This is a genomic window from Pseudomonas sp. F1_0610 (assembly GCF_047470865.1).
In the GTDB taxonomy this organism is placed as follows: Bacteria; Pseudomonadota; Gammaproteobacteria; order Pseudomonadales; family Pseudomonadaceae; genus JAZDRH01.
In genome coordinates this window covers 162,008-187,804 of the sequence record NZ_JAZDRH010000002.1, presented here as the reverse complement: position 1 = coordinate 187,804, position 25,797 = coordinate 162,008, and the positions used below count along the sequence as shown (strand labels likewise).

At 46.4% G+C, this 25,797-nt stretch carries 19 protein-coding genes; 17 read left to right on the top strand and 2 right to left on the bottom strand.

Going from position 1 to position 25,797, the window contains the following annotated elements:
- Positions 1-34 precede the first annotated feature (34 nt).
- The 15 genes from VQ643_RS02155 (at position 35) to VQ643_RS02085 (ending at position 20,835) form a co-directional block, all read left to right on the top strand.
- The gene (locus VQ643_RS02155) at positions 35-1,414 is read left to right on the top strand and encodes an MFS transporter (RefSeq protein WP_414197622.1); all 1,380 of its coding nucleotides are present in this window, start codon (positions 35-37) and stop codon (positions 1,412-1,414) included.
- Positions 1,415-1,428: 14 nt separating this feature from the next.
- Complete coding sequence (locus VQ643_RS02150) at positions 1,429-1,920, top strand: single-stranded DNA-binding protein (protein ID WP_414197621.1); 492 nt, start codon at positions 1,429-1,431, stop codon at positions 1,918-1,920.
- 219 nt (positions 1,921-2,139) lie between these two features.
- A complete protein-coding gene (locus VQ643_RS02145) occupies positions 2,140-3,321 on the top strand; it encodes a tyrosine-type recombinase/integrase (RefSeq protein ID WP_414197620.1) in 1,182 nt (393 codons plus the stop codon).
- A gap of 500 nt (positions 3,322-3,821) precedes the next feature.
- Entirely contained in the window at positions 3,822-4,901 is a 1,080-nt protein-coding gene (locus VQ643_RS02140) for a tyrosine-type recombinase/integrase (RefSeq protein WP_414197619.1), read from the top strand.
- Positions 4,894-6,903, top strand: coding sequence for an integrase (locus VQ643_RS02135; protein WP_414197618.1), 2,010 nt, complete (start codon positions 4,894-4,896; stop codon positions 6,901-6,903). Before VQ643_RS02140 ends, VQ643_RS02135 begins: the two co-directional genes overlap by 8 nt.
- A complete protein-coding gene (locus VQ643_RS02130) occupies positions 6,896-7,372 on the top strand; it encodes a protein kinase (RefSeq protein WP_414197617.1) in 477 nt (158 codons plus the stop codon). The genes VQ643_RS02135 and VQ643_RS02130 overlap by 8 nt, the downstream gene beginning before the upstream one ends.
- 60 nt (positions 7,373-7,432) lie before the next feature.
- Positions 7,433-8,575: a helix-turn-helix domain-containing protein gene (locus VQ643_RS02125; protein ID WP_414197616.1), complete on the top strand. Its 1,143-nt coding sequence runs from the start codon at positions 7,433-7,435 to the stop codon at positions 8,573-8,575.
- Positions 8,575-9,126, top strand: coding sequence for a DNA-binding protein (locus VQ643_RS02120; RefSeq protein ID WP_414197615.1), 552 nt, complete (start codon positions 8,575-8,577; stop codon positions 9,124-9,126). The genes VQ643_RS02125 and VQ643_RS02120 overlap by 1 nt, the downstream gene beginning before the upstream one ends.
- Before the next feature lie 97 nt (positions 9,127-9,223).
- A complete protein-coding gene (locus VQ643_RS02115; RefSeq protein WP_414197614.1) occupies positions 9,224-9,448 on the top strand; it encodes a helix-turn-helix domain-containing protein in 225 nt (74 codons plus the stop codon).
- A gap of 12 nt (positions 9,449-9,460) precedes the next feature.
- The gene (locus VQ643_RS02110) at positions 9,461-11,614 is read left to right on the top strand and encodes an N-6 DNA methylase (RefSeq protein ID WP_414197613.1); all 2,154 of its coding nucleotides are present in this window, start codon (positions 9,461-9,463) and stop codon (positions 11,612-11,614) included.
- Positions 11,611-12,678 (top strand): restriction endonuclease subunit S, encoded by a 1,068-nt coding sequence (locus tag VQ643_RS02105; RefSeq protein WP_414197612.1) that lies wholly within the window; start codon positions 11,611-11,613, stop codon positions 12,676-12,678. Before VQ643_RS02110 ends, VQ643_RS02105 begins: the two co-directional genes overlap by 4 nt.
- A 14-nt stretch (positions 12,679-12,692) precedes the next feature.
- Positions 12,693-14,792, top strand: coding sequence for a RecQ family ATP-dependent DNA helicase (locus tag VQ643_RS02100; protein WP_414197611.1), 2,100 nt, complete (start codon positions 12,693-12,695; stop codon positions 14,790-14,792).
- Positions 14,789-16,180: a DNA-processing protein DprA gene (locus VQ643_RS02095; protein ID WP_414197610.1), complete on the top strand. Its 1,392-nt coding sequence runs from the start codon at positions 14,789-14,791 to the stop codon at positions 16,178-16,180. Before VQ643_RS02100 ends, VQ643_RS02095 begins: the two co-directional genes overlap by 4 nt.
- 12 nt (positions 16,181-16,192) lie before the next feature.
- Positions 16,193-19,435: a type I restriction endonuclease subunit R gene (locus tag VQ643_RS02090; protein ID WP_414197609.1), complete on the top strand. Its 3,243-nt coding sequence runs from the start codon at positions 16,193-16,195 to the stop codon at positions 19,433-19,435.
- Positions 19,436-19,947: 512 nt separating this feature from the next.
- On the top strand, positions 19,948-20,835 hold the full coding sequence (locus tag VQ643_RS02085; protein ID WP_414197608.1) for a sugar nucleotide-binding protein: 888 nt from the start codon (positions 19,948-19,950) through the stop codon (positions 20,833-20,835).
- 66 nt (positions 20,836-20,901) lie between these two features.
- Here the strand turns inward: VQ643_RS02085 and VQ643_RS02080 are convergent, their stop codons facing one another.
- A complete protein-coding gene (locus VQ643_RS02080; protein WP_414197607.1) occupies positions 20,902-21,594 on the bottom strand; it encodes an OmpW/AlkL family protein in 693 nt (230 codons plus the stop codon).
- A 292-nt stretch (positions 21,595-21,886) separates the two neighbouring features.
- Between VQ643_RS02080 and VQ643_RS02075 the strand changes: the two genes are divergently transcribed.
- The gene (locus VQ643_RS02075) at positions 21,887-22,903 is read left to right on the top strand and encodes a class 1 fructose-bisphosphatase (protein WP_414197606.1); all 1,017 of its coding nucleotides are present in this window, start codon (positions 21,887-21,889) and stop codon (positions 22,901-22,903) included.
- A gap of 58 nt (positions 22,904-22,961) precedes the next feature.
- A complete protein-coding gene (dtd, locus tag VQ643_RS02070; RefSeq protein WP_414197605.1) occupies positions 22,962-23,399 on the top strand; it encodes a D-aminoacyl-tRNA deacylase in 438 nt (145 codons plus the stop codon).
- Between the two features lie 37 nt (positions 23,400-23,436).
- Here dtd and VQ643_RS02065 read toward each other — a convergent pair whose 3' ends face one another.
- The gene (locus tag VQ643_RS02065) at positions 23,437-25,731 is read right to left on the bottom strand and encodes a heavy metal translocating P-type ATPase (RefSeq protein WP_414197604.1); all 2,295 of its coding nucleotides are present in this window, start codon (positions 25,729-25,731) and stop codon (positions 23,437-23,439) included.
- Positions 25,732-25,797 lie beyond the last annotated feature (66 nt).

Here is a 25,797-nt window from a genome sequence, read left to right as displayed (position 1 = left end):
GTTAGAATCGGCAAAGTTATTTTTAGGGGGAATCATGCAGAAGTATAGCAATGATACGCTCACTCCACAGGAGATGCGTGCCGCAGGCGGTTTATCACTGGTTTTTGCTTTTCGCATGCTAGGTATGTTTATGGTGTTGCCTGTAATGATGACCTATGGAACATCGTTGCAAGGTGCGACACCAGCACTATTAGGCTTTGCGATTGGAGCCTATGGTTTAACCCAGGCGTTATTACAGATTCCCTTTGGTATGCTGTCTGATCGCTTTGGGCGTATGCCTATTATTTATCTAGGTTTGCTGTTGTTTGCTTTAGGTAGTCTTGTAGCAGGCTATTCTGATTCTATCTGGGGCGTTATTTTGGGGCGCATTTTGCAAGGTACAGGTGCAATTTCCGCCGCTGTAATGGCGTTACTATCGGACTTAACAAGAGAACAGCACCGCACCAAAGCGATGGCCATGATAGGCATGAGCATAGGCTTATCCTTTGCTATAGCTATGGTGATAGGCCCTTTGCTAACCAAGCATTTTGCATTGTCAGGTTTATTCTATGCCACAGGCATAATGGCGTTAGTAGGCATTGTTATAACGGCCTTGGTAGTACCTAAGCCGCAACAACGCCTAAGAAATCGCGAGGCTGGCGTTAACCTTCAAGTCTTTATGGAAACCTTGAAAGATCGTCATTTATTGCGTTTGGATTTTAGTATTTTAATTTTGCATAGCTTATTAATGGCCAGCTTTATAGCACTACCTTTGCAGCTTGTTGAACAAGGTGGGCTAGCTAAAGAGCAGCATTGGTGGGTTTACCTTGTGGCTGTCTTGCTTGGCTTTTTTAGTATGATTCCCTTCATTATTATTGGCGAAAAAAAGCGCCAAATGAAGAAAGTATTGATTGGAGCAGTCACTGCGCTGTTATTGATAGAACTCTACTTTGCTTGGCTGGGGATTAATCTAGTATTGTTGGTTATAGGGTTTATCCTGTTTTTTTGTGCATTTAATTTGTTAGAAGCTTCATTACCTTCTTTAATAAGTAAGCAGGCACCAGCAGGTAATAAAGGTACTGCAATGGGTATTTATTCAACTAGCCAGTTTTTAGGTGCGGCCTTAGGTGGTATTTTAGGTGGCAAGCTTTTAGCCATAGGTGGAACTGAGCTGGTATTTATTGGCTGTGCAGTACTGGCAGTTATTTGGCTGTTGCTGGTATGTACAATGCAAGAACCACCGTATGTAACTAGCATGCGTCTTAATGTGGTGGATACAAAGGATACTGCTGCTTGGCTAAAGGAACTAAATGCCCAGGAAGGCGTAGCAGATGTGAGCTGGGTTGAAGAAGAATCTGCTGTCTATATTAAATTTGATACACAATTAGTAAATCGAGAATCGCTAGAGCGTATTGTGCCTTGTGTGCAAGCGTAACTGAGGAGAGCAAGATGGCGCGTGGAATTAACAAAGTAATTTTAATTGGTAATTTAGGTAATGATCCTGAAGTGCGTTATATGCCCAATGGTAACGCTGTCGCTAACATTACCTTAGCCACTAGTGATAGCTGGCGCGATAAGCAAACAGGACAGATGGTCGACCGTACTGAATGGCACCGTGTAGTGTTTTTCGGCAAATTAGCAGAAATTGCTGGGGAATACCTACGTAAAGGTTCAAAAGTTTATGTCGAAGGCCGTCTGCAAACACGTGAGTGGGAAAAAGACGGTGTGAAACGTTACACCACAGAAATCGTGGTAGATATGGGCGGTACCATGCAAATGCTGGATGGTCGTAATGATAACCAAGAGGCTGGCTCACGCCCTGCGGCATCACGCCCAGCACCACAACCTACTGCTGCGCAACCACAACAGCCAGCGTCATCACGCCCTGCGGCTCAACCAGCTCCAGATTATGATAGCTTTGATGACGATATTCCGTTCTGAATGACATAAAGTAATTATTGTTAAGTAATTCATAATCAGGTTTGTTTAATAGATTGGTTTTACAGGCAATAAGTGAAAAATAAAGCCCTTTGAGTGTGTAAACATTTGAAGGGCTTTTTTGTTTTAGATAGTTTTGTCTCTTTATAAAATCGCATAATAATTAATATTATAAAAATAGAGTTTTATGGCTATCCTTTTTTTGTCAATAAGGGTGGTGTAATGAAAATAGAGCTAGTCACACACAAAACGGGTGAACAAATACCAATGATGCTGGATGATTCTGGTATGCCTGTTGTCTTACCTAATGAGTTTATTCTTGCCAGACGCTCCCTCAGTACAAATACATTGGTTCGGAATTTGAGAGAGCTTTCAGTGCTCTATCGCTGGCTGGATAAATCGAATTGTGACCTATCTACGAAATTGCTGGCTCAAAACTCATTTAACGAAGCGGAATTAAAAGGTGGTTTGATCGAAGTGTTAAGAATTGATCAGGAAAAAGGGCGTATAAGTGCAGTAGCGCCTAATACCTTCAATCAACGGTTAACAACTATCCGACAATTTTTCAGTTGGTGCATGGACGTCCTGACTAGTCAGCTGCCCCTATCTTCCTTGGACTATGAGCGTTTAAGGGAGAGAAAATCATTTTTGCTTAAAACGCTCGGTGGTAGCTTTATGTCTGCCACACCAATGAGAAAGAGTCTTCGAAAGGGCCTAAATGAGTCAGAAGTTGATTTCTTGTTTGCGGTATTGCACCCCAATGCTGAGCAGGGTTATGGGCGAGATTCTGCTGTAAAATTTAGAAATTATGTATCTGTTGGGCTGATGCTATTTTGTGGTTTAAGGCCAGGTGAGCTGCTTAGCCTCAGGGTAGAGGATGTCCAGGTTGGTGCGATTTCGGCGATAAAGGTTGAGCGTAGACCTGCGGACCCACTAGATGTAAGACGACCGAGGCCTCAAATAAAGCGCAATGGTCGAGTCATCCCGATTGAGAATAAGCAGCTTGCATTTGCTTTGAATGAGTACATTGTTACTTGGCGTGAAGTACTTGAAAGTAAAAGCCAAGACGAATCAGACTATTTAATCTTGAGTGATGAGGGTTCGCCTTTGTCGCAATCCTCAATTACACAGTTCTTTCAATTGTTGCGATCGCAATACGCAGACGATCTTCCTGAAAACTTAACGGCCAAGTCTCTCAGGCATACATTCTCATCCCGTCTTGAACGGGTGTTGCGTGCTTCAGGAATGGATGAGCAGCGCAGAAGGGAAGCCTTAGCCTTGCTTCGCGGCGATAGTAGTTTGGATTCACAAGATACTTACATAGCCCAGGAAGTGGAAGAACAGGCAATCAAGTCACTGAAGCGGTACCAGGCTGAAATAGTGTCAGGGAGGACGCCGGATTGAATACTAGATTATCGAAACCTCAGGCCGTCGAGCAGTCTTGACCTGAGATAGAGAAGCTAATTACCCGTGAAGGAAAGGAAGTTGATATATCCGGTGATACTTGGAGATTGCCCTATTCTGCGAGGGATAATTCAACCCTGAATTTCACAAAGATAACTAACTCTGAAATCAGAGAAGCGTTCAAAGACCATGTTGCTGACCGACTTAAACGAATATCCACCCATGCGGGTTATGCTGCGTATCAGGATGTTTGGAGAGAAGTTCTGAGACATTGGGGGAGCCCAGTATCTCAAGTTGATACTGAGTCGCACTTAATTGGTCTGTTTGAAACCGCTATCAATCGCGCCCGCTCACGAAAAAGGTTGTGGGCAATGTATAGGCCCGTACAGTGGTACATTTGGAGTGCGGACAACAAGTCAGAATGTGGCTTTTCGGAAATTTATGCGCAAGAACTTGAGGCATTAGAGTTGCCAGGGAATCCGAAAGGAGAGGCTGTTCGGATGGAAGATTCCGAAAGTGGTCCTCTGCACAAGTCTCTTGAGCTACCTCTGTTAATCAATGCACTTAAATCGGATGAGGGGCGATCATTAGAGTATTTGCAGCAGAGGGTTGTGGTTGCGCTCTCAATAGCATTTGGACGCAATCCAGCTAACTTAACTTTTCTGCGTGAGTCTGATTTTGAATGTCTGGTTCCCGGAGGTGAGGACCCCTGCTACATCATTCGCATGCCGAGAATTAAAAAGCGATTTGTAAATCCAAGAGACGATCTTTTGGATGAATATCTCGATCCGCATTTTGGTGCCATGATTGAGCAGTTGATTGAAGTCAGTAAGTTAGTTCCGCTGAGCTTTGCAGAGAGGGCCTTTGTGAATCCGGAAGAGCGACCATTGCTTATTAACAGGAATGGAAACAAAGCCGCCATTTTATCCAAAGACATTGATAACGTATTTAATCTGACAAGCAGCGATATAGCTCGTTTGCTTAGTGCGTTCGTGAAACGTCATAACATTATCTCGCCGCTTACTGGCGAGCTACTGCGCGTTACGCCAAGGCGGCTACGTTATACCTTGGCAACTGGTTTAGCAGCTGAGGGAATCAGTAAGCGTGAGCTGGCCAGAATACTGGATCATACCGATACCCAGCATGTGCAGGTTTATTTTGAAATGGCTGGCAGAATTGTCGAGCACCTTGATAAGGCAACCACAAAAGCCTTTTCGAATTACCTAAACTTTTTCAAAGGTAAAGTCGTCGATAGCGATATTGAGGCGGTCAATGGTGATCGTGACGACAAGCACCTAATCTTTGTTGACGAACAAAATCCGACGGTACAATCCGATATCGGAGTTTGTGGCGAATCTAGCGTTTGCCACCTCGACCCGCCATATTCTTGTTATTTGTGCCCTAAATTTCAGCCCTACCGACATGCTGATCATGAGCAGGTGTTGGATTGCCTATTGGCGAGTCGGAAAGAGCGACTTGAAAAATACGAGAACGCTCGCCTAGGGATTCAACTCGACGAAGTGATATCAGCGGTAGCACAAGTTGTGAAAATCTGCGAAGAGGGTCAAGAGAATGTCTGATGGTCGCTCGCAACGCAAAGCTAAAGTTATACCCTTTATTGATCGTTTAGAACGCGATCGGAATGCGAGTTTACAAGCCCTAGTCAGCAAAGCACAGCTTTTGAAGTTAGATGGTTTCGGGTCGGTTAAATGGCATGAATCGAATTGGAATATAACATCTGGCAGACTTGTGAAGCTGACAGGAAAAAATATCAAAGCTGCGTCTTTTGCCTTTACCTTATCACCAAAATTAGGCGCCGAGCCTCTAGTGGATAGTTGGAGTGAAGTTTGTAAGGCATTATTCGTTTTAAGATTTCATAGAAAGCATCAGTCAACGCCCAATCAGCGTAACTTCATAACAGCAGTCGGTTATGTTGCTGCGGCCGCAACTCAATTGGGCCAGAAACTACTCAACCTGACTCCCGAAGCACTTGATAATGCATGCGCGTTAATTTCAAAACATTACCGCGAGACGACGGCATATAACCTCCATAAACATATTGCAGAGTTCGCAGCACATTGCGATGCCAACGGTTTGTGCCGGGCTCTGTTGCAATTTAAATACGCGCGAATGAAGCGCCCAGCGAGCACGGGCGGTTTAAGCCACAAGCGGCTTGATGATCCAGAGGTTCTTGAGACTAAATCGGACAAATTGGTTGAGCCAAAAGTATTCCGTGTAATTGGAGAGCTTTATCAAAATGTACCGAAAAGTCATAAATACCGGCTGTATGTTTTGTTATTGACTTTGCTTGCGTGCACGGGGCGACGGTTTAGTGAGGTTTCACTTTTACCAAATCAAACACTGTCTGTTGATGACGAAGGGAACGGTTATATCGAGTACCTCCCGCGCAAAGCAAGTCGAGGAGACGTATTCACTCCGAAACGCAAATTGTACCTACCTTCAGAGGTTAAACCTATTGTTGAAGAAGTGCTTAACGAATTAGCGGAGCTCACCAACGCTGCTCGCGAGACGGCAGAAGAGATGCATAAAACCCGTGGACCGGACTTACGCTTTTTGGAGCGATTTCCGCGTGAACAGCGGTTCTATGCTAGCGATCTAAGGGAACTGGGGATTAGTAATACAGCATTAATTTCAACGGGTTGGCTTCGCAAACAAAACCTAGCTTGGGCAGACGCCGATGCGTCAAACAAACAAGGAAAACGTTCACGAAATCCAATTCATTTCACAACTAAGGAGGGTTTGAGAAAATACTGCGCTCGTGATTTTTCAGACGCCTATCTATCAGCCATTCACACAGATCAATTTGGTAAAGAATATTATCTGAAGGATTTACTATTCCTCCGGCCGCTCGGTCTTTCGAGTGGCACTTATGCTCATTGGTTGGCGACCAGCTGCAGTCAGTCAATGTTTTCGACATTCCTTCGTTATTTTCCAGACCTCGCTGCAGAATATGCCTCTGCTAGCGTTGAGGTGGATTTCACCAGTCATCATTTTCGACACACTCTCAATACTTTGCTTGATGAAGGCGGTTTGAGTGATCTACTGCAGACGGAATGGTTTGGTAGAACGAATCCACGCGACACAAAAGCGTATCAGCATACCTCACGAGAAAAGCGAGCGCTTATGCTGCGCCAAGACATCAAGAAAGGGCTCGTCGGCGGACAAATAGCAGAACAGATTCAAGCAATTCCGGTTGACGTTCAGGACGCTTTCCTCAAAGCAAGGGTTCAGGCGGTGCATGATGTCGGTACTGGTATTTGTATCCATAATTTCTCGCAAACACCTTGTGAGCGCCATTTGCAATGTTCAGCAGACTGCAAGGACTATGTGTGGGCAAAAGGCGATGCTGGACGATTAGAAGACTTAAAACGGCAATATGCACTCACGGCAATTGCTCGAAAAAACGCTGAGCAGAAAATGAGTAGTCAAAAGCCAAAGAAAAGTGCCGACTGGCTTGCGCACAATGATAAAGAACTTAAAACCCTAAAAACCCAATTAGCGGACAATGGGGTTGAGCATTTTGACCCTGAGCAATATCTAATCGAGGTGAAACATGGCTAAGCGTTTCAGACGTATGTCGGATAGTGAAATCAATACCATTGTGGCGGATTTAGATCGTTGGGCTATGGGAGAACTTGGTTCCAAACTAACTTGGGCTGTGCTAGAAGAGCGCTTTGGCTTTAGTCGCCAGTCGCTCCAAGCTAAATCTGAGATCAAGGCCGCCTATGACAACGCCAAGCGAGCATTGTCGGGCGGATTGGTGAAAACCAAAGAGCAGGCCACTAAAGAGGCCGAAGAGCTTCAGGTAGAGGTAGATCGCCTCAAAGCGGAGCTAGATGCCTACAAGCGAAAAGAAGAGCTATGGCTGCGCCGCTGGCAGCAAATCGCCTTTCATGTGCGGCAGAAAGGGATACAGATGGCTAGCGTTGATAAGGCCCCACCAGAAGGGGCTGAGCTGCCCTCAAACACTGAAACCGCGCAGATACTCCGGCCGTTTGATAAGGAAGTTCCACCTTCAGGGAGGGTTTAGTAGGCACTAGTCTGGAGATTTTAAACTTGACAAAACTTGACTGCGGCATATACTTCGCGCATGCAAAAAAGACTAAATACAGATAAAGCACAGCAGGCGATCGATAAGGTAGGGTTAACCCAAACTGCCGTCGCGGATGCTCTAGGCGTAACCAAAGAAGCCGTTTCCCAGTGGCTTTTGCACAAGTCTTTTCCCCGACCTAACAAGCTACTTCAGTTAGGCAAGTTGTTAAATCTCTCTTTTGATGATTTGGTCATCAAGGAAGATCCGCACGCCCCGAAAGTGGCATTCCGCAAAATGCGCGGTACCAAAACCAAGGATTACCATATCGAAAAAGCGCAAGAGATTGGTCGCTTTTTGCGTCACCTCGTGCCCTATTTGCCGTTTGACACCTTTGAAATGCCGCCGGTACTCAAGTCGCCGAGCTGTGATTATGACTATCTTCGAACGGTAACAGCGAAAGTCAGAGAAGATATTAATCTTGGCCCGGTGGAGTGTGTGGATTTCACGCATTTGATTCGCCGCTTCAGCGAACTACAGGCCGTTGTGGTCCCAGTTATGTGGGGAGCAAAGCAGCGTCATGAAAATGCAGTACACATACACCTTCCTGACTCGGGCAGCACATGGGTATACCTGAATCTGGATACCAATACCCATGACTTCAAGTTCTGGATGGCACATGAGTTGGGGCACTGTCTTTCGCCAAGCCTTGAGGGTGATGACGCGGAAGACTTCGCCGATGCTTTTGCCGCGAGCTTGCTTTACCCTCATGAATTAGCGGAGCAGACCTACGAAGTGTTGGTTAAAAAGCCGTCGACTGCTGCAAAGATCAATACGTTAAAGCAGATGGCAGAGCAGCAGGTAATTTCCCCAAATACTATCCTTCAGCAAGTTAACAAGTACGCAAAGCGGCTTGGTAGAGCTGAAATTATAATGGGTAATTCCTTCTTTGGTGCGGTAACCAAATTTAACCAGCAATTCCTAAATATCAGCGAAGCCCTGTTCGGTGATAATGAGCTGGACGAATACGGCAAGCCAAGCGCGCGCGACTACATCGAAAAAGTAGAAGGCGCATTTGAAACTCCTTTCTTCGACCTGCTCCGACAATATCTGAAAGAGCACGATAAAGGGCCAGGTTATGTTCAAACTGTGCTGGATATGCCACTCCTCGATGCACGGAGTATCCACGCAGAGTTGACCTGATGCCGCAATCGAAAATCCTCGTGGATACCAACGCCTACCTAAGGTTGGCTAAAACCATACGCCCCTTACTGTTCGTGCCCTTTGGGGACAACGAGTATTGCCTGTACATTCTGCCTGAGCTCAATGAAGAGCTGGCTGGCAGAAAACTACAAAGCAAGTTCCCCTGGGTGGATAACGAGGAATTCGCCGAGAATCGCAAACATTTCCCCAAAATCAGCAAAAAACAAAAGAAGTCCATTCAGCAAACCTTCGAATACGTCTGGGATCATGTGCAAACTGAACTGCCTGGGCCATCCCGCGTAGATGCCTGGTATATCGCCTATGCATTGGAGTTGAGTGTTCCTGTTGTGACGGACGATCAGGATATGACTGATTTGGCCAAAGCCTTCGATGCGCAGGTCATGCCAACCTTAGAGCTGCTCAAAATCATGCTGGACTGTGGTCATGCAGACATGAAGACCATCAATGGCCTGGTCGAGTTCTGGAAGTACTTTTCAGACATGCCTGCCAACTTCAAGGCCGACTACCAGCGCCTGTTTGGCGATCAATAAGCCTGAAAACCGTTCTTGCTTGACCTCTCTCCCAGATCCTATATATTGACATTCTTGTACTTTTTCGACACCTTCGACATAGCTGAGAAATCTCGTCATGAGTGACCCTATATTGACCATCAAAGACGTGGCCGATTACCTCAAGGTGAATGAACGGACCATTTATCGACTGGCCGCAAGTGGTGAACTACCGGGCTTTAAAGTGGGTAACTCCTGGCGATTCAAACAGAGAGAGCTGGAGCAATACATCGCCGCCCAGCACAACCGCGCTGGTGTCAGCGAAGCAATGAAATCAGCAAACAGTAAATCAGAAGATAACTAGGAATCTGGCCCCATGGCACAACTGGAAAACATCGAAGCAATTGAAAAACGCCTGTGGAAATCGGCTGATACCCTACGCGCCAACTCCGAGCTGGCCAGTAACGAATACTTTTTGCCGGTGATGGGGCTGATCTTTCTGCGCCATGCCTACAGCCGCTATCTGGCGGTGAAAGACGAGGTTGTCGCAAACCTGCCCAGCCGTGGCGGTAAAACCCGCGAGCTTACAAAAGAAGATTTCTCTAAAAAGAGCGCCATCTATCTCAAGCCAGAAGCACAGTTCGACTACCTCATTGCTCTGACGGATGCTGATAATCGCGCCGAAGCCATTATTCATGCCATGGACTCCATCGAGGCCGATTACACCAACCTGCGCAATCAACTACCAAAACAGGAATACAACAACATTCCCAATGATGTATTAGGTATGTTGCTGCGTACGCTCAACCCAGAAGAGCTTAAAAAAGCCACGGGTGATATCTTTGGCCGTATTTACGAATATTTTCTCACCCAGTTTGCCGATCAAGGTGCGCACGATGGTGGTGAATTTTTCACGCCGGTATCGTTAGTGCAGTTGATTGTGAATGTGTTGGAGCCAGATCACGGCAAAATTTTTGACCCGGCTTGCGGTTCCGGAGGCATGTTTGTACAAAGCGCCCACTTTATGGAGCGTCACGCGCAAGACCCACATGAACTCACCTTTTACGGCCACGAGAAAAACCGCGTTACAACCCGCTTAGCTAAAATGAACCTGGCCGTACATGGACTCGAAGGCAATGTAGAAGGTGGTGAAGCCGCCATTACCTACTATAACGATCCCCACGAAGGCCTGTTCGGTACAGTCGATTACCTAATGGCCAACCCGCCCTTCAACGTGGATGAAGTCGACGCCGATAAAATCAAAGGCGATAAGCGCCGCCTGCCTTTCGGTTTGCCAGGCGTGAACAAAAGTAATAAAGTTTCCAATGCTAACTATCTGTGGATTCAGTATTTCTACAGTTACCTGAATGATACGGGCCGGGCGGGCTTTGTCATGTCATCCCAGGCTTCCAGCGCCGGGCGGGATGAAGCTAAGGTGCGCGAGCAGCTAGTCAAAACCGGTCATGTGGACATCATGGTCGATATTCGCGGTAACTTTTTCTACACCCGTTCAGTTCCTTGCCAGTTGTGGTTCCTGAATAAAAACAAGCCTGCACATCTGAAAGACAAGGTGCTAATGCTGGATGCCCGCAACGTCTACCGCAAAGTCACCCGCAAGATTTACGACTTCAGCCCAGAGCAGCAACAGAACCTGACTGCCGTGGTCTGGCTATACCGTGGCGAAGGCGAGCGTTTTGTTGAATTAGTTAAACACTACATCGACAAGTCGATTTTTGAGGCTCATAACTGTGAAAAGCAGGGTGAAAAATCTGAAGAGTTAGCCTGCGAGCCAATACCAGACTTTATCACTCAGTTGGGAAAATTCGGCCAAGCCTTTCAACCCTTTATGGACAAACTGGTGCAGGGCGGCGTTAGTGTTGAGCCTTATGTCGATTTTCTGAATGCCAAAGGCTCGGTCGAAAGCGGTTGGTCCGCGTTTCAAATCCTGACCAACGACCTGCAGAAATGGTGGAACGAATACGACTATAACGATGCTGCCAGCCTGCTGGACTTCATCGATAAAGATACCTGCCTAAAAGACCTGGCCGAACAAAGCCGCAACCTGATTAAAGAAATCGACCTGACTTATAAGTTGGCAACCCGCGTGATTGAACTGGCCGAAGCCAATGGCGCAAAAGACAGCGAACTCTGGGATAACACGCTGTTAAATGGTCGTGGCCGTAGCAATTTAAAGAAAACCGCCGATGAAGCGCGCAAGCTGGCGGTGGAACAACTCAAGCAGGTGCGTTACTTCTACAAGCAAGCCCATTGGTTATTAAGCCGCTTCCCGGAAGGTAAGCTGTGTGATGTAGAAGGCTTGGTCAAACTGGTGGACATCAAAGACATTGAAGCCGCCGACTGGAGCCTAACGCCCGGCCGCTATGTGGGTGTGGCACCGGAAGAAGTGGATGAAGACTTCGATTTTGAAGAAGCACTGCGCGATATTCATATTGAGCTACAAGGTTTAAATGCCGAAGCCGCAGAGCTGGCCGAAAAAATTGCCCGTAACTTTGAGGAGTTGGGGGTATGAGCATTATCGAATGTCAGCTTAAAGATGCATTGGAGTTAGCGTACGGAAAGTCCCTGCCGGAACGTAACCGAAAAGAAGGCATAGTGCCGGTTTATGGCTCAGGCGGCATAGGGGGCTATCACAGTGTTCCTTTAGTGGAAGGTCCAGGAGTTATTGTTGGACGAAAGGGTACTGTTGGGTCGGTGTATTTTGAGAAGAATGACTTTTTTCCGATTGATACAGTGTATTTCGTTCGACCATTTTTAGACAAAATTTCTTTAGAGTATTCATATTACCTTTTAAAGAATTTGCCACTTGCGAGTTTAAATTCAGATGCTGCTGTACCTGGTTTAAATCGTGATAGGGCTTACTCGCTACCCATTAGGTTACCTAGCTCAGATCAACAAAGTCATATAGTTAAATTTTTAAGGAGCTACGACGACCTCATCGAAAACAACCGCCGCCGTATTCAGTTGCTGGAAGAATCCGCTCGCCTGCTGTATCAGGAATGGTTTGTTCACCTACGCTTCCCCGGACATAAGCAAGTTAAGATTACTGATGATGTGCCGGAAGGGTGGTCAAAGGAACCTTTAGAGAACTTACTGGTTCTTCAGCGTGGGTTCGACTTGCCTGTTTCCAAACGTATAGAAGGAAGCGTTCCCATCTATGCATCCACAGGTATTAATGGATTCCATAATGTGGCGAAGGTAAAAGGCCCTGGTGTCGTCACGGGAAGATCTGGTTCACTGGGAACGGTAATGTATGTTGCTAAAGACTATTGGCCACTCAATACGACATTGTGGGTGAAGGAATTCAAAAAAGCGTCACCCATATTCGCAACATATTTGCTAAGAGCAATGAAGCTTGAAGGCTATAACGGCGGTGCGGCTGTTCCCACATTAAATCGAAATGACGTTCATAAGGTCGATGTTCTGTGCCCTGAATCGAAATTAATGAATGAATTCGAAGTTCAGGTAGAAAACATTTTCAAACAGATAGACAAACTAAAAGAATATAACGAGAAGCTAGCCCAAGCACGTGACCTGCTACTACCCAAACTTATGAGCGGCGAGCTAACCGTGTAAATCAAGGAGTGATCATGAACCGTTCCCAAGCCCAACAATTATTACAAACCGCGCTAGCTAATCCCGCCGCCGAATTCCGAGATGGACAGTGGGAGGCCATTGATGCACTGGTGAATCATCGGCAGAAGCTGTTAGTGGTGCAGCGAACCGGTTGGGGTAAAAGCTCGGTTTACTTTATCAGTACCAAAATTTTCCGCGATCGTGGTATGGGGCCAACCATTATCGTATCGCCTTTGCTGGCCTTGATGCGTAACCAAATTGAATCTGCTGCTCGACTTGGCATAGTCGCCGAGACGATGAATTCAACCAATACTGATGATTGGCGTTCGGTAACTCAGCGGATTCTGAATAATCAAATCGACTGCTTGTTGATTTCCCCTGAGCGCTTGGCCAACGATAGTTTTATCGAAACTGTGTTACAGCCGATTGCTGATCGTATCGGCCTGATGGTGATCGATGAAGCACACTGTATTTCTGACTGGGGCCATGACTTTAGGCCGGATTATCGCCGTATTGTGAATATTCTTCGTCAGCTGCCTGCCAATACACCAGTGCTGGGCACTACGGCAACGGCGAATAACCGTGTCGTTGCAGATATTCAAACCCAGTTAGGAGATATCCAAATCCATCGTGGCCCGTTGATTCGCGAAAGCCTCGCCTTGCAGACCATGGTGTTACCGGATCAGGCATCTCGTTTAGCTTGGCTAGCGCAGGTGATACCCACGCTGCCAGGTACTGGCATTGTCTACACCCTGACGGTGCGAGATGCAGAACAGGTTGCTAAGTGGTTAAGTGCTAATGGCATAGACGCCAGGGCCTATCATGGCAGCGTTGAAGCTGAGGGTTTTGAAAACAGCAACGCCTACCGTCAACATCTGGAAGAATTGCTACTCAACAACCAATTAAAAGTATTGGTGGCCACCACAGCGTTGGGTATGGGGTACGACAAGCCGGATTTAAGCTTTGTAATCCACTATCAAGCGCCAGGCTCTATCGTTGCCTACTACCAACAGGTGGGCCGGGCTGGGCGCGGTATCGATCATGCTGTGGGCGTGCTGATGTCGGGTGTGGAAGATCAGGACATTCACGGTTTTTTTCGAGATTCGGCTTTTCCTTCAGAAGCTCACGTGAATGAGATCTTGTGGGTTCTGGAACAGAGTGATGGGTTGTCGATTCGCAGTATTGAAGAGCAAACCAACCTGCGTCATGGGCAAATAGAAAAAGTATTAAAGCTGCTGAGCGTGGAGAATCCGGCTCCTGTCATCAAAGACGGAAGTCGCTGGGTCAGAACCCCTGTTCGCTACCAGATGGATCATGCCCGAATTGCTCACTTAACCGGACAACGTGTGCAGGAATGGCAAGAGGTTCAAGCTTATCTGGAAGGTGCTGGCTGCAAAATGACCTTTCTGAGGCGTGCGCTGGATGATCTCGATCCTACGCCTTGCGGTAAATGTTCGTCTTGCCTGGGGCGGCCGGTGATCAATGAACCAGTTGATCCTGCATTGGCGCATCGCGCAGGCACCTTCCTCAAACATGCGGAAATGGTAATCGCCCCAAAAGCACAGGTGGCGGCCAATGCGTTTCTGGAATACGGCTTTCGCGGCAATCTACCCCAGCAACTTCGCGCACGGGAGGGCCGTGTTTTATCTCGCTGGGGCGATGCCGGTTGGGGGCGAACGGTTGCTGATAACAAACATGCAGGGCGTTTCAGTGATGAATTGGTCGAAGCCATGGCGGAAATGATTCAGCGGCGTTGGCAACCCAATCCTGCACCGCAGTGGGTGTGCTGCGTGCCATCGCGTAATCATTCTGAACTGGTACCTGATTTTGCTCGCCGGCTGGCTGCACGATTAGATCTACCGTTTGTGGATGCAGTTAGCAAAGTCAAAGATAACCAGCCGCAAAAATGCCAGCAGAATCGCTTCCACCAATGTCGCAATCTGGATGGTGCGTTTGCTGTGACTCAGCTTTATCAGGGGCAACCGGTTTTGTTAGTGGATGACATAGTGGATTCAGGCTGGACGCTGACGGTCATCGCAGCACTCCTACAGCAAGCAGGTAGCGGTGTGGTTTACCCCGTTGCGCTTGCTTCTTCTTCGGTAAAAGACTCATGAATGTATCCCGCTTTTCATCAGCTGATGGCTCTTTACCAGCTAACGGCTCTTTGTCGCCCATGGCGCAAGCGACCTTGCTGCTGACCAGTTACTTTTCGAAAGCCAGCAGCGAAAGCGCCAAGCCGCTTACTAACGCAGAGTGGGGGCGCTTTGCCTTATGGTTAAAAGAAAAGTCCACCACACCGGCCGACTTGTTGGTTGCCGATCCGAAAGCGTTGCTGCAAGGCTGGCATGATGTGCGTATCAGTGCCGAGCGAATCATTGAGTTGCTGAGCCGTGGTCATAGCCTCGCACTGGCCATGGAAAAATGGCAACGGGCAGGCCTGTGGGTGGTCACCCGTTCCGACCCGGAATATCCAAGGCGTTTAAAGCAGCGGTTGAAAACGGACTCTCCGCCAGTGCTGTTTGGTTGTGGTAACAAAGCCTTGTTGAATGCCGGTGGCTTGGCGGTTATTGGGTCGCGCAATGCCAGCGAAGCTGATTTGGCTTTCACCGACGAAGTGGGGGCTAAAGCAGCGGCAGAGGGTATTGCCATTGTCTCTGGTGGTGCTCGGGGTGTCGATGAAGCGGCAATGCAGGGGGCTATGAAACAAGGCGGTGTGGTGATCGGCGTAATGGCCGATAGCCTGCTAAAAGCAGCGACCAGCAGCAAGTGGCGTAAAGGTCTGTTGGATGGCCATGCAGTGCTGGTATCGCCTTTCTACCCCGAGGCGGGGTTTAGTGCGGGTAATGCCATGGCTCGTAATAAATATATCTACTGTCTGGCAGACAGCTCTCTGGTGATTCACTCCGGTAAAAAAGGTGGCACGCTCAACGGAGCAGAAGAAAATCTGAAAAAGGGATGGGTGCCGCTGTGGGTTAAACACACGACGGACAAGGATGCCGCCAATGCCGATTTGGTCACCAAAGGTGGCCGTTGGCTGGAGGCTGATAATACTCAAGCCTTCAAGATTGCGGAATTAATGTGCAATGAAAGGGGGCGTGTAAATCAGGTGAAGGAACAAATGGGCGATCTCTTTTCCATGCCTGCACAGCCCGAATTGTTTGCCGAGACTGAGTCTAATCCTGAGCCAGAAGCTGGGCCTAAAGAAGACGTTATCCAGTCAGTACGCGAGATACTCGTTAGCGAAGGCCAGACAGAGATTGAGGCTGTTCCAGAGCAGGCCACCGAAAGCGAAGCTGCCCCATCAAGCCCTGTCGATTTCTATCAGATGTTCATCTCCGAACTTCAACACTTGGCTGAAAAGCCAGTAACCGTTGATGCGCTGATTGAAAGCACACAGCTTCATAAGTCTCAGTTAACTGAGTGGCTGAAATGTGCTGTTGATGACGGGGTAGTGAAGAAGCTCAATCGCCCTGTACGTTTTCAAGTCAAGAACAAGAAATAGAAGGATTTGCTCATGGCCATGACAGAAGAAACCCAGGTTCAGGAAGTCACTGCAAATTATTTGTTGAATCAGTTGCAGTGGGATGAGTCTATTTTTGGCATGTATGAAAAGCTGGGCAAGGAAGGTGATTTAGGCCGGCTTTCAGAGCAAGAGGTTGTGTTAACGCGCTATTTGGGCGAGAAACTGATAGAACTCAACCCTGGCTTGCCGGATGTCGCCTATCAGGAGGCGCTGCGCGTGGTTTGTGAGATGCCAACATCCATTAATATTGTTGCTGTGAATAAGGAGAAATACTCCCTTCATAAGAATGGCGTAGAGGTGAGCTTCCATAACGAAAAAGGTGAGCGGGTAAAGAAACGGCTTCGCCTGTTTGATTTTGACAACTACGAAAATAATCATTTCTTGCTGGTCAGAGAGTTTTGGATCAAAGGCGATATTTATCGTCGCAGAGCAGACCTTGTTGGCTTTGTGAATGGTATTCCGCTGCTGTTTATGGAGGTGAAAAACGTTCACAAGGATATTCGTGCTGCCTATGAGCAAAATCTTGCCGATTACAAAGACACCGTCCCGCACCTCTTTTACCACAATGCCTTCATTATTCTGGGCAATGGCATTGATGCCAAGATCGGCTCGGTCTCCAGCAAATTTGAACATTTTAATGACTGGAAACGTTTGAACGAAAGTGAGCCTGGTGTGGTGGATATGGAAACCTTGTTGAAAGGTACCTGCTCCAAAGCCAATCTCATGAACATTTTTGAGAACTTCACTCTGTTTGACCAGAGCTCGGGCCGCCTGGTAAAGATTATTGCCCGCAATCACCAATATCTTGGTGTCAGCCGTGCCATTGATGCCGTGATTAATCGTGGCGAGCGGATGGGTAAGTTGGGAGTTTTCTGGCATACCCAGGGCTCTGGAAAGTCCTATTCGATTGTCTTTTTCGCTCAGATGGTGCATCGAAAACTGGGTGGGAACTATACCTTTGTGGTGCTGACTGACCGAGAAGATCTCGATACACAGATTTATAAAACCTTTGCAGGCTGTGGCTTGGTCGACAACGATAAAGACCCGTGCCGCGCCGATAGTGGTAAAGACCTGAAAGAGCTGATCGGCCAGCAAAAAGCCTTTGTGTTCACCCTCATTCAAAAATTTAACGAAAAAGTCGACCCTAAAAAGCCTTATTCCGAGCGCGACGACATTATCGTCATCACCGACGAAGCTCACCGCACGCAATATGGCACCTTGTCGTTAAACATGCGCAACGCCTTGCCCAATGCCAGTTTTATCGGCTTCACCGGAACTCCATTATTTAAAGATGATGAGATAACCAAGAAGGTTTTTGGTGATTACATCTCTACCTATGACTTTCAGCGGGCTGTCGAGGATAAAGCGACAGTGCCCTTGTACTACGATGCCCGTGGTGAAGAATTGGTATTTACCGATGAAGATGGCAACGAGCATACGGTTGCGGACCCCAAAGGCATCAATGAGCGCATAGCGGAAAAGCTGGATGAGTTGGAAATTGAGGATGTAGACGTTCAGCAAAGGTTGGAGCGAGAGCTGAAGCGTGATTATCACATTATCACTGCAACCAGCCGACTGGATCAGATAGCACGTGACTTTGTGGCTCATTATGCCAACGCTTGGGAAACCGGCAAGGCGATGTTTGTGTGCCTCGACAAGATCACTTGTGTACGGATGCACAAATTGATCGATTTTTACTGGCAACAGGAAATTAAAACCAAAGAAAAAGCACTTTTGTCGGCTACGGATGAGCAGGATCTAGCTTGGCGAGAGCGGCAATTGGCGTGGATGAAAGAAACGCTGATGGCGGTTGTGGTCAGTGAAGAGCAAGGTGAAGTCGCCAAGTTTGAAAAATGGGGGCTGGATATCAAGCCTCACCGCCAGTTGCTTAAAGCAGGATTTGAACTGGCTGATGGCTCTCGACTGGACATGGAAGAAGCCTTTAAATCCAGCGAACACCCTTTTAGAGTCGCCGTTGTCTGTGCCATGTGGCTGACCGGATTTGATGTGCCCACACTTTCTACCCTCTATTTGGACAAGCCTTTGAAGGCGCATACGTTGATGCAAGCTATCGCCAGGGCTAACCGAGTAGCGGAAGGCAAGAATAACGGTTTGATCGTGGATTACTGCGGGATACTGAAAAACCTGCGTAAAGCATTGGCAACCTTCGCCGGTGCTGGAGATGAGGGTCATGGCGGAGGTGAGGGCGAAAATGAACCCGCCAAGCCCAATGAAGAGTTGTTGGAAAGTCTGAACGAGTCGATCAGTTTTGTTGCTGAGTTTTTACGAAAGTATGATTTTGAACTAAGCCGGATTATTACAGAAACAGGTTTTGCTAAAAATGCAGCGATCGCTCAAGCCAAGGAAATCATCAATCAAAATGACGAAACACGGAAACGTTTCGAGGTAATGGCACGAGAGGTATTCAATAAGTTTAAAGCCTGCATAAACGTGCCGGGCGTTAATGGTTATCGTGATTTGCGCGATGCCATCAACGTACTTTATAAGAGTTTGCAGGCAGACAAAGAAAAAGCCGACATCTCCGACATCATGAAGGAGCTGTACGAGATTGTTGACGGTAGCATCGATACCACCCATAAAGTCAAAGAACCGAAACCGGATGGTGATCGAATTTACGATATCAGCAAGATCGATTTTGAACGGCTCCGCCAGGAGTTTTCTAGATCAGAGCGAAAGAATACTACAGTGCAATCGCTCAAGCATGCGGTTGAGAAGAAGCTAGCCAGGCTCATGATGCAGAACCCGTTACGTACCGATTATCAAGAGCACTACGAAAAATTGGTTAAGGAATATAACCAGGAAAAGGATCGCGTTGTTATTGAAAAAACCTTTGAGGCACTGTTAAAACTGAATGAAGAGCTTTCTCATGAAGAGAAGCGCGCAATCAGGGAATGCTTGGACGAGGAGTCTTTGGTATTGTTTGATCTCCTTAGTAAGCCGAATTTGCAGCCAAAAGAGATTGCCAAGATCAAACAAGTCGCCACTACGTTGTTGGCAACGCTAAAGGCAGAGCGGCTGAAAGTTGCGAACTGGCAGCAGAAAGAATCGACGCGCGACGCAGTTAAGCAGCAGATATTTGATTTTCTTTATGATGAAAGAACAGGGTTACCCGTTGAGCAATATGAAGAAAATGAGATTTCAGATATCACTGAAAGGGTGTTTCTTCACATATATCGGGCGTACCCCGAACTGCCATCGCCCATTTATGGGTGAAGAATTACGCGGAGTTACGCATGGTTTGCGTAATTACGCATATGATGCGTAATTTGAGGCAACTCTATCCCAAACCTAAAATAGGCCGGTTACCTGCCGGATGGTGCCTTGGTCTAATGAGCTCTTAGTCGGTGACGGCTTGAAAGCGGGTGTAAATACCAAGGTTTGACATAGAGTTGATGGCAAGAGCGGGAAATGGATTTTATTTCGCCGAGATCTTGCTAAAATGCGATTCAATGTTCGGTAGAAACAACCAGCCTTCCAATACCCGCCTTTTTGATTTTGGGTGTTGGAGCCGCCTGAGTTGATCAGGTGCTGTCGCTGAAAGTGTCAAGATTCTATCTTTACGCTTGGCGGCTAATACTTCCACAGTACCTGCCCAGGAAGTTGACAATATTGGGCTTAACTTAACAGCTTTGGCTTTCTTTATGATAAAAGCCAATATTTTCAATGGGTTGAATGGTTTGTTTGCTGCTTTATGTGAACTGCCGTTTTAAGGAGCAACAATAGCTATGCGTTCACGTTTGGTATTACTAGGTGGTGGAAATGCGCTTGGGCGGGCTGTTATGCGTTTGGGGGCAGAGGATGACATTAGTTTCGTATCGCCTAGGCCAGACGGACATACATGGGATGTACAAGGTCTAGCTGATGTCCTGCAGCAAGTGAAGCCGGATGTGGTTATTAATCTTGCCTATTACTACGACTGGTTTCAAGCCGGCGCTATTGATCCTGCGGTGTTTCCTGAGCAGGAAAATGTAGTCACCGCCTTAGCTAAGCTGTGTGCACAGCATAATTGTGCGCTGTTGCAGCCATCAAGTTATCGTGTATTTGATGGCTCTCGCACTACTGCTTATACCGAAGAAGATGAATGCAGGCCGTTAAGCGAGCGTGGTAAAGCGCTGCTGCGTATGGAGCAGTCTGTTCGTGAGCATTCTGCGAAACATCTGATTCTACGTTTTGGCTGGTTATTAGATGATAGTCATTCAAGCTTATTAGGGCGCGTTTTACAGCGGGCGCAAGAACATATTGCATTAGAGTTGGCTGATGATAGGCGTGGTAATCCTACGCCTGTTGAGGATGCTGCTCGTGTCATTTTAGCTATGCTTAAGCAGCTAGACTGCGGTGCTCAATTATGGGGAACTTACCATTATGGGGCGCAAGAGGCAGCCACCTCATTGAGTGTGGGGCAGGCAATTTTAGCAGAAGCGAAATACTGGGTGCCTTCTATAGAGCAAGCCGTTGATGCGCGAGGGCATGCCAGTTTTGGTGATGCTATTATTGAACCTCAGCATGGTGTTTTAGATTGCCGAAAAATCACCCATACTTTTGGCATTAAACCAAGATCTTGGCGGGCTAGTATGTCTGATTTGCTGCATAGCTATTATCGTAATGCTAATTAGTAGCTTAGTTTTTGCTAGGCAATAAAAATGGGCGCTTAAAGCGCCCATTTTGTTAGCTAACAAATCTTAGAATTTGTAGCCTAGGCCAACCATGTAAACCCATGGTTTAACGTCGATACCAACTTTGGCTTTGCCTAATGCTGTTTGCACAGAAGCATCAGTGTTGATATCAATATAACGAATTTGGCCGTTAATTAAGAGGTTGTCAGTTAGCATATAGTCAGCACCAATTTGTGCTGCCCAACCCCAAGAGTCTTTAACTTTTAGTTTACGATACTCACCTGGACCATTTTTTGCGCTGCTTGAAACTTTTTCATCAAAGAACCAAGTGTAGTTAACACCTAGGCCAACATAAGGTTGGAATTTCCAAGAGCCATCCATTGGGTACCAAACAGCACTTAAAGTAGGTGGTAAGTGTTTGAATGTACCTAACTTACCATCTAAGCCATCAATGCCAGTGGCAGCATCAAGCCCAGCTACTTTTGCAGTGTGTTTAAATGGAGTTGCTGCAAGTAACTCAATACCAATGTTATCAGTTACCATGTAGGCAAAGTTTAAACCTAGCTGAGTATTATCATTAAGTTTAGCTTTGGTGCCATCAATTTTAGCGCCATTAACTTTGATTTTGCTACTATCTTCATTAGTAGTAACAGTTACAGCACCTGCACGAACAATGATGTCGCCTGCTTGGTGAGCAAAAGCGGCTGGAGTAGCAACTGCTAGAGCTAGCAGAGACGCTGTGAATAAAGACTTACGCATATTAATGCTCCCTTTTGGTAGCGTTCTTGGTGTGTGTCGCCTTAGTTTGCCGTGTGCTGAGCAATAAGATTTGACATAGCTCAAGATGGCAAGACTTTGAATAATTTTTGCGGAACTTTTTATGAAGTTGTCACAAAGATTAGTCGTGGCAGTATGTAAAGCCGATTAATCATGGCGATTTTTAATTATCTAATCTGTGCTTAGATCAATATTTTAATAAATATCTAGCTAACCAAGCATTCTGTTGCGTAAAAGAGTAAAATGCCCGCAGATTATTCTTTTGGAGCCTTCCATGTCTCGTACCAGCCTTAGCCGTTTTCTTATTGAGCAAACTCGCGCTCGTCAAACTCCTGCTGAATTGCGCTTTTTGATTGAAGTAGTAGCACGTGCTTGCAAAATGATTAGCCACCAAGTAGCAAAAGGTGCCTTAGGTGGAGTGTTAGGTAGCATGGGAACCGAAAACGTACAGGGTGAAGTACAGAAAAAATTAGATATTTTATCGAATGAAATTTTGCTAGAAGCTAATGAGTGGGGTGGCCACTTAGCAGCTATGGCTTCTGAGGAGATGGAAAAAGCCTATCAAATTCCAGGAAAATATCCGAAAGGTTCATATTTATTAGTTTTTGACCCACTTGATGGCTCAAGTAATATTGATGTCAACGTTTCCGTAGGTACTATTTTCTCGGTGCTGCGTTGCCCAGATAAAAATGCCGCAGGCGGTGATCTTAGCGAAGATGCTTTCTTGCAACCAGGTACAGAACAGGCAGCGGCAGGCTATGCGATTTATGGTCCGCAAACTATGTTGGTGCTGACCTTAGGTGATGGCGTTTATGGGTTTACACTGGATAGTGAAATGGGATCTTTTGTGTTAACCCACGAAAATATGCGTATCCCTGAAACAACGGCTGAATTTGCTATTAATATGTCTAATATGCGCCACTGGGAAGCACCAGTAAAAGGCTATGTTGATCAGATGTTGGCGGGTGAAACTGGCGAGTTAAAGAAAAATTATAATATGCGCTGGATTGCCTCTATGGTGGCGGATGTGCATCGTATTTTGACGCGCGGTGGCGTATTCATGTATCCACGTGATGCCCGAGAGCCAGAAAAACCAGGCAAATTACGTTTATTGTATGAAGCCAACCCTATGTCATTTATTGTTGAGCAGGCAGGTGGCGCTTCAACCAATGGCTACCAACGCATTTTAGAGGTTCAGCCTCAAAGCTTGCATGAGCGTATTGCCGTATTCTTAGGTTCTAAAGAAGAAGTTAAGCGCATTACGCAATACCATATTGATGCGCAAAAGTAATAAATTACTGTGTTGATAATGCCGAGCTTAGCTCGGCATTTTTAGCTAAGGAGAAAAGATGAAGGCATTAATTCAACGCGTAACTCAAGCCCGTGTAGAGGTTGCTGAAAAAACGCTAGGCGAAATTGGCCAAGGCTTATTGGTATTGCTAGCGGTTGAGCCACAAGATAGCGAGCAGCATGTTGATAAAATGTTGCATAAGCTATTAGGTTACCGTGTTTTTAGTGATGCAAATGGCAAGATGAATCTTTCAGTAAAAGATATTCAAGGCGGGCTATTGTTGGTGTCTCAATTTACCTTAGCCGCTAATACTCAGTCTGGCATGCGCCCTAGCTTTTCTAGTGCGGCTAGCCCTCAGCTAGCTGAACAATTGTTTAATAGTTTGGTAAATAAAGCTCAACAACAGCATCAACAAGTAGCAACAGGGCAATTTGCGGCAGATATGCAAGTGAGTTTAGTTAATGATGGGCCTGTGACATTTTTATTGGAAGTTTAAAAGCTCAAGTTGTCAGCTTGAGCTTTTAAGTGAGAGGTTATTTCTCTTTTTTCAGCAAGCGTAAGCTGTTTAAGATGACTAACATGCTGGCACCCATATCGGCAAAAACAGCCATCCACATAGTGGCACTACCTGCTAAAGCTAGGGCTAAAAAAACCAGCTTAATGAATAAGGCAAAACTAATATTTTGCACAAGAATGCTGAAAGTACGTTTGGATATACGAATAAATTGCGGCAGCTTATTTAAATCATCATCCATTAACGCAACATCAGCCGTTTCTATTGCTGTATCTGTTCCTGCTGCGCCCATCGCAAAACCAATATCTGCTTTAGCCAGTGCAGGCGCATCATTAATGCCATCACCTACCATACCTACGACTTGTTTAGTTTGTAACTGGGTAATAGTCGCTAGTTTGTCATTCGGCAATAGTTCGCCGCGCGCTTGTGTGATGCCTGCTTGCTGCGCAATAGTATTGGCAGCGTATTGGTTGTCACCACTGAGCATTAAGCTGTCCACGCCTAAGGCTTTTAGCGCTTGCATGGCTTCTTTTGTACTGCTTCGAATGCGATCTGATACCGCAAAAATAGCCAGTACACCCGTTTCAGAGGCCAGACTAACGCAGGTTTTTCCTTGCTGTTCAAAGGCCAAAATTTGATCAGTTAAGCGGCTGTCGGCCAGTTTTAACTGCTGCATTAAACGCAAGTTGCCAAGCCAATAGGTTTTACCTTCAATAATACCTTTGCTGCCTAAACCCAGTAGCGCTTCAAAGTCAGTTACTGAAAATTGAGTGGGAGATTGCTCTGCTAAGCCTTGGCTGACTGCCAGTGAAACAGGGTGATCAGAACGCTGGCTAAGGCTGTAAGCAATGTCAGTTGCTGCTTGTTTATCTTCTGCTAAAAATAGACTGTCTGTGAGAGAAGGTTTGCCAACAGTTAAGGTTCCTGTTTTATCAAAGGCAATGGTTTTAAGATGGCGGCCTTGTTCTAAGTAGGCGCCGCCTTTGATTAAAATACCTTGGCGCGCCGCGCTGGTTAATGCGCTAACAACAGCGACAGGGGTAGAAATAACCAAAGCGCAAGGACAGGCGATAACCAAAATAACTAGCGCCTTATAAATCCAATCTAACCAAGCTCCTGCAAAAAATAGCGGCGGAACTAATGCAATCAGCAAAGCCAGTAGCATGGCTGCCGGAGTGTAATAGCGAGAAAAATTATCGATAAAACGTTGGGTCGGGGCTTTGCTGCCTTGAGCTTCTTCAACTAAATGAATAATACGTGCCAGCATGCTGTTATTGGCTAATGCACTGGAACGATAGAGTAGCTCATTGGAGGTGTTAATAGTGCCAGCAAATAATTTATCGCCTAGCTGTTTTTCTACTGGGATACTTTCCCCAGTAATAGCCGCCTGATTTACACTAGATTGTCCCTGCACAACTTCGCCATCCAGTGCAACACGTTCACCAGGGCGCAGGCGAATAATAGCGCCTAAAGGGATATCTTGAGCAGGCGTTTCTACCCAGTTACTTCCCTGTTGGACTAAAGCTGTTTCTGGTGTCATTGCCATTAAACCTTGCACCGCATTGCGTGCACGATCTAAGGATCTGGCTTCTATCTCCTCTGCAATAGCAAACAACCACATAACCATGGCCGCTTCAGGCCATTGTCCAATAATGACGGCACCTGTTACCGCAATTGACATCAAGGCATTTATATTGAAATTTAAATTGCGTACAGCAATCCAGCCTTTTTTGAAAACATGTGGGCCTACTAAAGCAAGGCTAACTAAGGCTGCTGCAAGGCTGAGCCATTCAAAGCTAAATATTTGGTGCAAAATTTCTGCACCAATGGCAAATACGCCAGCACAAGTTAAACGCCAAATTAAGCGCTGTTTCGCTTGAGCGCTTGCAGCATTATTGGGTTTTTCTTGTGCATAAGGCACGGCCTCTAAACCAACATCGTGCAAGGCTTGAATGATTTGCTCATAAACACTGGCATTGTGATGTACTGTCAAACGACGTTGCATAATATTAAATTGCAGTGCACTTACCGCCACCATAGGTTCAAGCTTCTGGCGTATTAGGCGCTCTTCGGTAGGGCAATCCATTTGCTCAATACGTAGCTCTGTTGCTATGTGCCCTTTTTGCAGTCTAATAGGTTTTTCTACTGGTGAGCTTTGATGCTGCCCACCACAATTTGAATGCTCATGCTCATGCTCATGCTCATGCTCATGCTCATGCTCATGCTCATGCTCATGCTCATGCTCATGTAAGCTTTGTGTTGCACAATTCAGCTTTTCGGCATCTTGATGGCAGCACTGGTTTTTATTCGACATATCCAGCCCCTTTTCATATAGTGGCTAGCATTAAAAACCCTGTAGTAACTACAGAGTCAATAGGTA